Annotated in this window: 7 protein-coding genes; 1 reads left to right on the top strand and 6 read right to left on the bottom strand. The window is 73.9% G+C overall.

The features are described from left to right. Window position 1: 1 nt before the first annotated feature. Together MICAU_RS08040 and MICAU_RS08035 are read right to left on the bottom strand one after the other, a co-directional pair. Complete coding sequence (locus tag MICAU_RS08040) at window positions 2–1,786, bottom strand: DUF6311 domain-containing protein (RefSeq protein ID WP_013284804.1); 1,785 nt, start codon at window positions 1,784–1,786, stop codon at window positions 2–4. Beyond that, window positions 1,744–3,453, bottom strand: coding sequence for a DUF6311 domain-containing protein (locus tag MICAU_RS08035; protein WP_425311440.1), 1,710 nt, complete (start codon window positions 3,451–3,453; stop codon window positions 1,744–1,746). Before MICAU_RS08035 ends, MICAU_RS08040 begins: the two co-directional genes overlap by 43 nt. 367 nt (window positions 3,454–3,820) lie before the next feature. Between MICAU_RS08035 and MICAU_RS08030 the strand changes: the two genes are divergently transcribed. Then, window positions 3,821–5,011, top strand: a complete 1,191-nt coding sequence (locus MICAU_RS08030) for a hypothetical protein (RefSeq protein ID WP_013284803.1) — start codon at window positions 3,821–3,823, stop codon at window positions 5,009–5,011. A 753-nt stretch (window positions 5,012–5,764) separates the two neighbouring features. Here the strand turns inward: MICAU_RS08030 and dxs are convergent. The 4 genes from dxs to MICAU_RS08010 form a co-directional block, all read right to left on the bottom strand. Then, window positions 5,765–7,708, bottom strand: coding sequence for a 1-deoxy-D-xylulose-5-phosphate synthase (dxs, locus tag MICAU_RS08025; protein ID WP_013284802.1), 1,944 nt, complete (start codon window positions 7,706–7,708; stop codon window positions 5,765–5,767). Between the two features lie 58 nt (window positions 7,709–7,766). Next, window positions 7,767–8,927 (bottom strand): anhydro-N-acetylmuramic acid kinase, encoded by a 1,161-nt coding sequence (locus tag MICAU_RS08020; protein ID WP_013284801.1) that lies wholly within the window; start codon window positions 8,925–8,927, stop codon window positions 7,767–7,769. A gap of 88 nt (window positions 8,928–9,015) precedes the next feature. Next, complete coding sequence (locus MICAU_RS08015; RefSeq protein ID WP_013284800.1) at window positions 9,016–10,278, bottom strand: class I SAM-dependent RNA methyltransferase; 1,263 nt, start codon at window positions 10,276–10,278, stop codon at window positions 9,016–9,018. Beyond that, window positions 10,275–12,326 carry an APC family permease gene (locus tag MICAU_RS08010; RefSeq protein WP_030274552.1) on the bottom strand — a complete coding sequence of 684 codons (2,052 nt, stop codon included), beginning with the start codon at window positions 12,324–12,326 and terminating at the stop codon, window positions 10,275–10,277. The genes MICAU_RS08015 and MICAU_RS08010 overlap by 4 nt, the downstream gene beginning before the upstream one ends. Window positions 12,327–12,425: the final 99 nt, after the last annotated feature.

The following is a 12,425-nucleotide window of genomic DNA, read 5'->3' as shown; positions in this document are numbered from 1 at the left end:
GTCAGCCGACGAGCGGGCGGACGTCCCACAGGTACCCGCCGGGCACGTCCCGGCCGGGGCCGACCAGCGCGTCCACTGTGGCGCGGACCGGGTCGCCCGGTGACGAGTCGGCCTGCACGAGTGCCGCCGCCCGCCAGTGCCGCAGGTCGTCGACCGCCTGCCGGCGTTCCGTCTCGCCGACCGGCGGCACCCGGCCGGTCTCGGCGGCCCGGCGCAGCAGCAGCGACGTGGGCCGGTCCGGCGCGCCCCAGCGGGCCGCCGGGTCGGTGGCCGAGCGCGGGCCGATGAAGTAGCCGCCCGGCGCGTCGAACGCCAGCGCGGTGCGCGCCGACCAGAACATGGCGGGGCTGACCGCCGCCCCGGTCACCGGCGGCACCGGCACCAGCGTCCGGCCCGGCGGCACGTACTCCCGCCAGCCGCCGCCGGACACCACGGCCGGGACCGGCGGGACCGGCACCGCGCGGATCGGCGTCGGCGCCAGCGGCAGCAGCGCGGCGGCGACCGCGCCGGCCCACGGCGCCCAGGTGCGCACGCCGCCGCGCCGGACCCGGTCCAGCGCCAGCGCGAGCAGCACCCCGAGCACCGGTACGCAGACCAGCGCGAACCGCGCCGGCACCACCAGGTCCAGCAGCGGCACGCCGGCGAGCAGGCGGTACGGGCCGGGCAGCCCGGTGTCGTGCCGGTTCACCACCACCGGGGAACCGAGCGACAGCAGCGCGAACAGCAGGCCGCACGCGGCGAGCGCGCGCACCAGCGGCCGCCGCCACAGCCGCACCACCACGAGTACGGCCAGCAGCGGCAGGAACGGCCCGAGGAACGAGTTCTGCTCGGTCGGGTTCGGTGACAGCAGTCCGGCCCGGCGGGCGTCCCCGGCGACGCTCTGCCGGGCGGTGGTGACGAAGGAGACCACGTCCAGCCGGTAGCCCTCGGTGTGGAACGGCATCCCCCGGTAGTGGCCCGGCCCGGCGAACTGGAACCACAGCGGGTACGCCAGCAGCACACCCGCCACCAGCGCGCCGACGCCCAGCCGCCGGGCCACCACGGGCGCCAGCCGGCGCGCGGCGGCCCGGTCGGCGAGCGCGTACGCCCCGGCGAACACCCCGGCGGCCAGCGCCAGGAAGACCAGCACCTCCTCGCCGAGGAACACCTGGTACGCGACTGCGAGCCCGAGCAGCACGCCGTCGCGCCGGACCCGGTCGGTGGCCGGGCGGAACACCAGCGCGAGGATCACCGGCACCAGGAACTGGGCGGCCATGTGCAGGTGCGCACCGGCCTGCGCCACCATGCCCGGGGCGAAGCCGCAGAACAGGCCGCCCACCGCGGCGGCGGCCCGGGAGCGGACCAGCCGGCGGGCGAGCAGCGCGTACCAGGCGGTGGCGGTCCCGGCGAGGCTGAGCGTCACGGCGACGAGGAAGGCCGCCTGGGAGCCGAAGACGACTGTGACCGGGGTGAGCGGCACGCCCAGCCCGAGCACCGACGTGTTCGCCATCAGGTTCACCCCGTCCGGGGCGTTCAGCGCGCCGCTCCACAGCGGGTTCTCGCCGCCGGTGACAGCGCGGGCGGCCCGGGCCAGCATCCACTCGAACAGCATCTGGTCGCCGGCCTGGTGGAACAGCCGTTCCGGCCGGCGCCACTGGCCGGTGGTGAGCAGCACGGCGAGACCGAGGTAGCCGGCCACCACCAGCACGTCGGCCGGGCGGGGCCGACGGCGGCGGGGCGCGGGGGCGGGGACCGCCGGTTCGGTCAGGCGGACCGGCTGGTCAGTTTCCGCACGTCCCACAGCCACACGTCCAGCTCCTGCCGTCCGGGGCCGACCAGCTGCTCCACGGTGCGGCGCAGCGGCTCGGCGTTCTGCTCGTCGCGCGGCAGCACCACCACCGCCGCGTTCCAGTGCCGCAGCTCGTCCAGGTAGCGGCGCCGCTGGCGGTCGTCCAGCTTCGGCGTACGGCCGGTGGACGATACCTCCCGCAGCATCTCGCCGATGCCGCTGGGGCGGCCGCCGAAGCGCCCGGGGTCGCCTGTGACGCCGTTGCGCGGCGCGAGGAAGTAGCCGCCGGGGATCTTGAAGTCGAGGTTGGTGCTGGCCGCCCAGCGCATCGGGTCGGTGTTGCCCATCGCGGGCACCGGCACTGACACGAGCGTCTGGTCCGGCCCGACGTACTTGCGCCATCTGTCGGCGGTGATGAACTCCGGCACCGGCTCCCGCGTGGTGACCTGCAACGGCATCGGCGCGATCGGCAGCAGCGCGAGGACCAGGCCCGCGGCGGTGAGCTTGCGGGCGGTACGCCGGTCCACGCCGCGCAGCGCCCAGGCGCGCCGGACCGCGTACGCGAGCAGGATCGCCACCGTCACGCCGGTGATCAGGCCGAAGCGGGTCGGCACCACGGCGTCGAGCAGCGGCAGCCGTACCAGCAGCTCCCACGGGCCGGTGGCGATCTCCCGGTCCCACCAGGAGATCCGCTCGCCGAGGGAGAGCACGGCGAAGAACAGCCCGGTGGCGGCGAGCGCGCGGACGATCACGTCCCGCCGCAGCCACACCACGATGCCCACGACCAGCAGCGACAGGCTCCAGCCGAAGAACGCGTTCTCCTCCGAGTAGTTCGGCGCGAGGTTGACGTTGGCGCGTTCGTTGCCGCCGAACGTGGGCGAGCCGGGCGCGAAGAACGCGGCGATGTCGTTGCCGTAGTCGCGCACCGCGTCGCTGAGCCCGTGGTACGCCATCGGCCCGGCGAACTGCACCCACAGCGGGTACGCCAGCAGCGCCCCGGCCAGCGCCGCGCAGACCGCCAGCCCGGCGCCGAGCGGCCGCCACGCGGTCGTCCACCGCTCCCGCTGCTGCACCACCACGGCGATCAGGAACACGCCCAGGGCCAGCGCGGTGAAGAGGAGGATCTCCTCGTTGATGAACGCCTGCGCGGTGACCAGCAGCGCCAGCAGCACGCCGTCGCGTACCGGCCGGGCCGACCGGGTCAGCACCAGCACCCGCCACACGATGAACGGCAGCAGGAACTGGCTGATGATGTTCGGGTGCCAGTTGGCGTGCGACAGCATGGCCGGTGAGAACCCGCAGAACCAGGCCGCCACGGCGGCGGCCGGGCGGTGCCGGATCAGGTGCCGGGACAGCACCCGGTACCAGGCGGCGGCGGTGCCGGCCAGGCCGAGCGTGACCAGCGTGACGAAGGAGACCGCCGGTCCGAACAGGAGGGTCACCGGCACCATCGGGATGCCCAGCGCCAGGATGGCGGTGTTCGCCATCAGGTTGACGCCGTCGGGGTAGTTGAACTGCTCGGTGAAGAACGGGAACTCGCCGTGCAGCACCACCCGCACCGAGTGGGCGAGGAAGAACTGCACCTGCGCCGGGTCGCTGCTGTAGAGCGCGGCGACCCGTCCGGCCGGGTCGACCCAGATGCCGCTGGTGACCCAGATCGCGGCGAGCAGGAATCCGCCGTACACGGTGAGGTCGATCCGGCGGCGCGTCCACCGCCACCGGCGCGCGCCGCGCGCCCGGCGTGGCCGATGCCTCGGGTGTGGTCGGCGTGGTCGTGGTGGCCGGCTCCGGCTCGGCGGTGATGGTGACCGATGGTGGGTCCAGGGTGACGGCGCGGTGGCCCGTCGGGGCGGCGGCGTCCGGCGTCGAGGCGCCGCGGGTCTCGGCAGGCGTCACAGTCGGCGGAGTCTACCGGAGCCGGATATTGGTACCCGAATCGCCCGTCACGTTCCGCAGTGGCCGATCGGCCGAAAGGGTGAGCCGGGCGCGGCCGGGTGACCGGTCGTCTCGTACCATGTGGGCTTCCGACCGACGACCGGCGAGGGGATCAGGGTGCTTTCAGCCCGCCGAGGCGCTACGACGGGCATCGCGCTGGCAGCTCTGCTGCTGGTCACGGCCGGTTGCGGGCCGGTCGCCGAACGGCAGCCGGCGGACCTGCGGGTCGGCTACGACAGCCTGGACGGCACCCTCGCGGTGTGGCCGCCGCGCGGCAGCCTGGCCCGCGACGCCGCGGCCACCGCCGCGATCACCACTGCGGTACGCGACTGGCGCTCCCCGGTGGACGACCGGGTGCACGTGCCCACGTCCGGCATCCTCTTCTCCGGTCAGGTCGCCGGGTCGGCGCTCGCGCTCGTCGCCGCCGACGTGCCCGGCGAGTCCGCCTCCTGGCTGCTGCAACTCGACCGGGACGGGCAGCGCTGGCGGGTCGTCCACGCCACCGAGTACACCGACCCCGGTTACCTGGTCTACTCCGACGTGCTGCCGGTGCGGGAGCCGTCCGGCCGCCGCTACCTCACCTCGGCCCGCGTCGAACGCCTGACCGGACCCGACGGCAAGGTGCTCGGCACCACCGACGGCGTCACCGACCCGGTCGCCGTACCGGACTGCCGGGCCGTCGAACTGACCGCGACGCTGCGGGCCACACCGTCGCTGCCGCGCGGCCGGGCCGCGGACCGCGTCCTCGACCTGGGTACGGCCACCGAAGCGCCCCGCTACCCTCTGGTACGCGACGAGACGGGCGCCGGCAAGCGCGCGCTGACCGGATTGGACACCTGCGTGCTCGCCGGTGAGCGGGGCCCGTTCGGCAGCGTGCCGCGCCGCATCGGCGACCGCGAGGCACCCCGCTCCGCGCCCGAGTCCTGGCCGATGGCGAAGATCGCGACGCGTTCGCTCGGCTCGGTGGCTCTCGGCGAGGGCGAGCCGGGTGAGTTGGAGCAGCTCAGCTGGGAGACGCCGGCCGGGACGATGACGGCCGTGGTCTACCGGCCCGCCGACGGTGGCACTCCGGTGGTCTCCCCCGCCGACCGGTCCACCACGCTCCAGGCGTACCACCTGCCGATGCCGGGCCGGCCGCTGGCGGTGCTGTCGTGGCGTACCCGGGACGCCTCGTTCTCCGCCCCGCCCGGCACGACCCGCCTGGTCGACCGTCCCGGCCTGGTGGTCGTGGAGCACACCGACCAGAGGCAGACGTTCAGCCTGGCCGGCACCGAGAAGACCTGGTACCGCTCCCTCCCCACCCCCTGACCCCGCTTCCCTCTCTTCCCCTCCCCGCCCCGCCCGCGTTGGCCCGACCCCGTCGATCATGAAGTTGACGGCGACAAACCGGACACCCCGAACGGCCAACCTCATGATCATCCACCCTGCTCGGTGATCAAGGAGTTTGTGTCACCCGGGAGTCCCTCCACGCCCCCAAACTCCTTGGTCAACGGGGCGGGCCAAGGCGGGCGCAGGGGCAGGGGCAGGGCTGGCGCGACTCGGCGATCTTGCAGTTGGGGCCCCGTTGAACAGGGCATAACCGGCAATCTGGGGGCCGGAAGTGCAAGATCGACGGAATCGGGGCGGGTGCAGAAGGCTCGGGCCCGGGTGTTGCGCTCCCACACCTCCAGCACGCCCAGCGCCAGTCCATCGTCCTCGAGGTGCCCTACGAACAGCGTGCAGCGCACCACCCACGCCTCGTCCCCACATCTCCGGGTCGACGTGGATGGAGCTGCGCGGTCGTCCGCGGATCCAGGTCGGAGGAGTGCGGCGACCCCAGGGCCAGCACGCCGGCCAGGGCACCGTCCACGATGGCGCAGCGCACCCGCTTGTGCGCCGAGGTGATCGCCGCCGCCCAGCCCCGCCTCGCGTACCTCCACGACCCCTCCCTCGACCCCAGACATCCGGCGATCTTGCGATTGCGGCCCTCCCTGATCGGGCGAAGCCGACATCAGGAGGGCCGCAAGTGCAAGATCGACGCGGAAACCCGGCGCGGAGGGCGCGGGTGGGGGGCAGGTCAGGTCAGCTCTGGGCTCGGGCTCCGTTTGTGGCCGGGTCGACCGGGGCGGCGTCCAGGCCGGAGATCCAGCCGGTGACGTCGCGCGCCACGTCCTGGGCGGTCAGTCGCAGGTCGGCCAGGATCTGCGCGCGGCTGCCGTGCGGGTGCCAGTCGGCCGCTACGCCGAGGTCCTTGACCGGTACGCGGACGTCGGCGTCGCGCATCGCCTGGGCCAGCGCCGAGCCGACGCCGCCGATGCGTACGCCGTCCTCCACGGTGACCACGAGCCGGTGCGCGGATGCCAGCTCGACCAGTTCGGCCGGCACCGGGCGCACCCAGCGCGGGTCGACCACCGTCACGCCGTAGCCCTGCTCGGCGACCCGGGCGGCGACCTCCACGCCGAGGCCGGCGAACGAGCCGACCGCTACCAGCAGCACGTCGGTACGCGCCGACTCGGCCAGCACGTCGACCGGGCCGACCCGGCGTACGGCCGGCAGGTCGGCGGCGACGGCGCCGGTCGGGAAGCGCAGGATGGTCGGGCCGTCGTCCACGGCGACCGCCTCGCGCAGCTCCTCGCGCAGCGTCGCCGAGTCGCGGGGCGCGGCGATCCGCAGGCCGGGCACCACGCCGAAGACCGACATGTCCCAGATGCCGTAGTGGCTGGGCCCGTCCGGGCCGGTGATGCCGGCCCGGTCCAGCACGAACGTGACCGGCAGCTTGTGCATGGCCACGTCCAGCAGGACCTGGTCGAACGCCCGGTTGAGGAACGTGGCGTAGACCGCGACCACCGGGTGCAGCCCGCCCATGGCGAGGCCGGCGGCGGAGGTGGCCGCGTGCTGCTCGGCGATGCCCACGTCGTACACCCGCTCCGGGTACTTGCGGGCGAGCGTGGCGATGCCGGTGGGCTCGGCCATGGCGGCGGTGATGCCGACCACGTCGGGGCGCTCGTCGGCGATCGCGACCAGCTCGTCGGCGAAGACGTTCGTCCACTTCACCGACGGCACGGCGAGCAGCTTGCCGGTCTCGGCGTCGAACGCGCCGGGGCCGTGCAGGCAGTCGGCCTCGTCGTCCTCGGCGGGACGGTAGCCGTAGCCCTTGCGGGTGACCGCGTGCACGATCACCGGGCCGCCGAAGTTCTTCGCGGCGCGCAGCGCCGCCTCGACCGCCGGTACGTCGTGACCGTCGACCGGGCCGACGTACTTGATGCCGAGGTCCTCGAACATGGCCTGCGGGGCGACCGCGTCCTTGATGCCCTTCTTGACCGCGTGCAGCACCTCGTACATCGGCTTGCCGACGAACGGGGTGTTGCCGAGCGCGTCCTTGACCGTGTCGAGCACCTTCTCGTAGCCGGGGTTGAGCCGCAGCGACGACAGGTGGTCGGCGAGGCCACCGATGGTCGGGGAGTAGGACCGGCCGTTGTCGTTGACCACGATCACCAGCGGGTTGCCGGCGGTGGCGATGTTGTTCAGCGCCTCCCAGCACATGCCGCCGGTGAGCGCGCCGTCGCCGACCACGGCGACCACTGAGCGCTTCTCGCCGCGCAGCGCGTACGCCTTGGCCAGGCCGTCGGCGTACGACAGGGCGGTGGAGGCGTGCGAGTTCTCGATCAGGTCGTGCTCGCTCTCCGCCTGGCTGGGGTAGCCGGAGAGGCCACCGCGCTGGCGGAGCTTGTCGAAGCCCTCCTGCCGGCCGGTGAGGATCTTGTGCACGTACGCCTGGTGGCCGGTGTCGAAGAGGAGCCGGTCACGCGGGGAGTCGAAGACCCGGTGCATCGCCAGGGTCAGCTCGACCACACCGAGGTTGGGGCCGACGTGGCCGCCGGTGCGGGAGACCTTGGCGATCAGGAAGTCACGGATCTCGGCGGCGAGGATGTCCAGCTGCTCGGCGGTCATCCGCTTCACGTCCTGCGGGCCGCGGACGGTGCCCAGCAGCCGACCGTGGTTGGCCGTGCCCTCTTCAACACTCATGACCGGAGAGTCTATCGGCCGCGGAACAGTCCGCAGCCTGGCCGTGCATCGACCCAGGTCAGGCGTCCACCACGAGCCGCCGGGGCGCGGGTGGGCGCGGCGCGGCGACGGACGGGCCCGCAGGGGTCCAGGAGCCGAGCACGGCGGCCCGGGACGCCCCGGTCACCGACGGCACCGCGCCTGGTAGCCCGTGCCAGGACAGCCAGCCCAGCAACGCGAACGCGTACGCCTCCTTGGCCTGGGCCGGTACGCCCAGCTCGTCGGTGGTGCGCAACCGCCAGCGTCCCGCGCCCAGGGCTGCCAGCCGCGCCCGGAGTGTGGGATTGCGCACTCCCCCGCCGGCGGCCACCACCTCGGTGACCCGGTGCCGGTCGCAGGCGCCGGCCACCGTGCGCGCGGTCAGCTCGGTGAGCGTGGCCAGCACGTCGTCGGCCGCCACCGGCTCCCCGAGCGCGGCCAGCGCAGCGTCCAGGTAGCCGCCGTGGAACAGCTCCTTACCAGTCGACTTGGGCGGCGGCGCGGCGTAGTACGGCTCGGCGAGCAGCCGGGCCAGCAGCGCCGCGTGCACCCGGCCGGCCGCGGCGCGGGCGCCGTCGACATCGCAGGGCCGGTCCAGGAAGCGCCGGGCGGCGGCGTCCAGCAGCGCGTTCGCCGGGCCCACGTCGTACCCGAGGACCGGCGCCCCGGGCGCGACCACCGTGAGGTTCGCGATCCCGCCGAGGTTCAACGCGGCCCTGGCACCGGCCTCCGGGTCGAGCAGCAGCGCGTCGAACGCCGGGACCAGCGGCGCGCCCTGGCCGCCGGCCGCGACGTCCGCCGAGCGCAGGTCGTGCAGCACCGGTACGCCCACCCGGGCGGCAACCCGGGCCGGCGCGCCGAGCTGGAGCGTGCCGCGTACCCGGCCGTCCTCGACCCAGTGGAAGACCGTCTGCCCAGGCGACACCACCGCGTCGGCGGTGCCCCCGGCCAGTTCGACGCCGGCCGCCGCCGCCTCCGCGAACACCTCGCCGAGCCGGTTGTCCAGCCGGCAGACCGCCTCGATCGTGGTGGCCGCCGGGGGCAGCAGCGCGCCGATCTCGGCCCGCAGGTCGTCCGGGTACGCCAGCTCCCGGTGCCCGAGCGGCCGCAGCCGCAGCGTGTCGCCGTCGGCGGTGAACTCGGCCGCCACCACGTCCACGCCGTCGTAGGACGTGCCCGACATCAGCCCGACGATGCGCAAGGAAGGGCCCCTTCTTAACGGATCCGGTAGTGGAAGGGCCCCTTATTAACGCGATCAACGCGATCAACGCGCGGAGCCGGGGACAAGATCAACGCTGTGGAGGCAGGAACAGGCCGACCAGCTCCACGTGCTGGGTCATCGGGAACAGGTCGAAGCCGCGCAGCGCGGCCAGCCGCCACCCGGCCTCGGCGAACGTGCGCACGTCCCGGGCGAAGGCCGCCGGGTCGCAGGCCACGTAGGCGACAGCACGCGGCCCGGCGGCCACCACACCGCGGACCACCGGCGCGCCCGCGCCGGAGCGCGGCGGGTCGAGCACCACCAGGTCGACCGGTCCGGTGATCCGGCGCCGGGACAGCGCCGCCTCCACCCGCGCGGCGACCACCTCGACGGCGCGCAGGTCGGCCAGGTTCTGCCGGGCCGCGGCCACCCCGTCCGGCGCCGACTCGACGAGCGTCACCCGGGCCCCGTCGACCCGTTCGGCGAGCGCGGCGGCGAACAGGCCGGCCCCGCCGTACAGGTCCCAGGCCGTCTCCCCCGGCCGCGGGTCGAGCAGGTCGAGGACCGCGCCGGTCAGCGCGTCCGCCGCGGCCGGGTGCACCTGCCAGAACCCGGAGGCGGGCAGCGTGAAGGAACGCCCGGCCGCCGTCTCCCGGACCCGCTCCGGCCCGCTCACCGCCGTCGGAACCCCATCGGTGTACGCGACCACGGCGACGTCCCCGCCGGTGCTGGCGACCGTCTCCACCGCGTCGGCGTCCGGCCAGCGGGCACCGGTCGGCGGGAGCACCGGCAGATCCTGGATCGCCGGGTGCGCGATCAGGCACCTGTCGATCGGCACCACTTCGTGCGAGCGGTGCTTGAGCAGCCCGGCCCGGCCGGCCGCGTCGACCGCGTAGCGGACCCGGGAGCGCCAGCCCAGCGGCCCGCCGGGCAGCGCCTCGATGCGTACGCCGAGCGCGTCGATCTGCTCCGCGGTGAGGCCGCCCAGCCGGGTGAGCTGCTCGCGCACCACGGAGAGCTTCCAGTCGAGCTGGGCGGCCGGGGCGACGTGCTGGAGGTCGCAGCCGCCGCACCGGCCCGGACGGGCGTACGGGCACGGCGGGGTGACCCGGTCCGGCGAGGCGGTGAGGATCTCCACGGCATCGGCGCGGGCGAAGCCCCGGTGCAGTTCGGTCACCTCGGCCACCACCCGCTCACCGGGCAGCGCGTGCCGGACGAAGACCACCTGCCCGCCGACCCGGGCCACGCAGTGCCCGCCCGGCGCGACCGCGTCGACTGTCAGCTCGACCCGCTGGGCCTCCTCCAGCCCGGGCCGGTCCACCGACGCAGGACCGGGGCGCTCCACCGCGCTCACGAGCGCTCCTCCCTCTCGGCGGACGGCGTGGACGCCACCGGCGGCGGCAGGGTGCTCTGCGGCGCCACCCGGGGGCCGCGCGCCGGGCCCCGGCTCAGCGTGGCGTCCAGCCGGTCCAGGTTCTTGCCGGCGGTGGACGCGAGCTGCCAGGGCACGCTGGTCACCATCACGCCCGGCTCGAACAGCAGCCGCCCCTTGAGCCGCAGCGCGCTCTGGTTGTGCAGCAGGTTCTCCCACCAGCGCCCCACCACGTACTCGGGAATGAAGACGGTGACCACGTCGCGCGGCGACTCACGACGCACCGATGCGACGAAGTTGAGGATCGGGCGGGTGATCTCCCGGTACGGGGAGTCGATCACGGTGAGCGGCACCGGCAGCTCGCGGCGCTCCCAGTCGGCCTGGAGGTCGCGGGTGTCCTGCTCGTCCACGTTCACGGTGACCGCGGTGAGCGTGTCCGGCCGGGTGGCCCGGGCGTACGCGACGGCCCGCAGCGTCGGCTTGTGCAGCTTGCTGACCAGCACGATGGCGTGGTTGCGGGCGGGCAGCACGCCCCGCTGCTCGGTCGGCTCCAGTTCCTCGGCGATCCGGTCGTAGTGCCGGCGGATGCCGAGCATCACCACGTACATCACCGCCATCGCGACGATCGCGATCCAGGCGCCGAGCAGGAACTTGGTGGCCAGCACGATGATCAGCACCACGCCGGTCATGACCATGCCGAACGTGTTGATCGCCCGGGAACGGAGCATGCGGCGGCGCGCCTCCGGGTCGCGCTCGCGGCGCAGGTGCCGGTTCCAGTGCCGGATCATGCCGGCCTGGGAGAGCGTGAACGAGACGAACACCCCGACGATGTAGAGCTGGATGAGCTTGGTGACCTCGGCCTGGAAACCGATGATCAGCACGATCGCGAAGACGGCCAGGAAGAGGATGCCGTTGGAGAACGCGAGCCGGTCGCCGCGGGTGTGCAGCTGGCGGGGCAGGTAGCGGTCCTGCGCGAGGATCGAGCCGAGCACCGGGAAGCCGTTGAAGGCGGTGTTGGCGGCCAGGAACAGGATCAGCGCGGTCATCCCGGCGACCACGTAGAGCAGCACCGAGCCACCGCCGAACACGGTCTCGCCGAGCTGGGTGGTGACAGTCTTCTGCACGTACCCGTCCGGGCCGGAGATGATCTGCGTGCGCGGGTCCTCGACGAACTGGAGGCCGGTGAGGCGGGCCAGCCAGATGATGCCGACGAGCATGGCCACCGCGATGCCGCCGAGCAACAGCAGCGTGGTCGCCGCGTTCTTCGACTTCGGGCTCTTGAACGCCGGTACGCCGTTGGAGATCGCCTCCACGCCGGTGAGCGCGGCGCAGCCCGAGGAGAACGTCCGTAGCAGCAGGAACACCAGCGCGAACCCGGTGACGCTGTGCTCGGCCTGGATCTCCAGGCCGGCGCTCGGCGCGCGCAGGTCGTCGCCGAGCACGAAGACGCGGATCAGCCCGGTCAGCAGCATGCCGCCGATCACGATCACGAAGCCGTACGTGGGGATGGCGAAGGCGGTGCCCGACTCACGCAGGCCGCGCAGGTTGATCGCGGTGAGCAGCACCACCGCGCTGACCGCGATGAGCACCTTGTGGGTGGCCACGAACGGCACCACCGAGCCGAGGTTCGCCACGCCGGAGGAGACCGAGACGGCGACCGTGAGCACGTAGTCGACGAGCAGCGCGCTCGCCACCGCGAGGCCGGCCTTGGGCCCGAGGTTGACAGTCGCCACCTCGTAGTCGCCACCGCCGGAGGGGTAGGCGTGCACGTTCTGCCGGTAGCTCGCCACCACCGTCAGCATGACCACGACGACCGCGAGCGCGACCCACGGCGAGAAGATGAACGCCGAGGCGCCGGCGATGGACAGCGTCAGGAGGATCTCGTCCGGGGCGTACGCCACGCTGGAGAGCGCGTCCGAGGCGAAGACCGGCAGCGCGATGCGCTTCGGCAGCAGGGTGTGCTGGAGGCGGTCGGACCGGAACGGTCGACCGAGGAGGAGTCGCTTCAGCAGCGAGGTGGGTCGGGCCACAACCGCCAAGCGTACGACCACCGGGTCCGGGGCGCTGGGGTGGTCGATCTCCCCCGCGTGCGGCCGCGCGGTACGGTTCGGTCCCCCGTCCGGCAGGGG

Origin of the sequence: Micromonospora aurantiaca ATCC 27029, from assembly GCF_000145235.1 — a bacterium.
Taxonomy (GTDB): Bacteria; Actinomycetota; Actinomycetes; order Mycobacteriales; family Micromonosporaceae; genus Micromonospora; species Micromonospora aurantiaca.
This window is presented reverse-complemented; position numbering and strand designations above follow the sequence as displayed.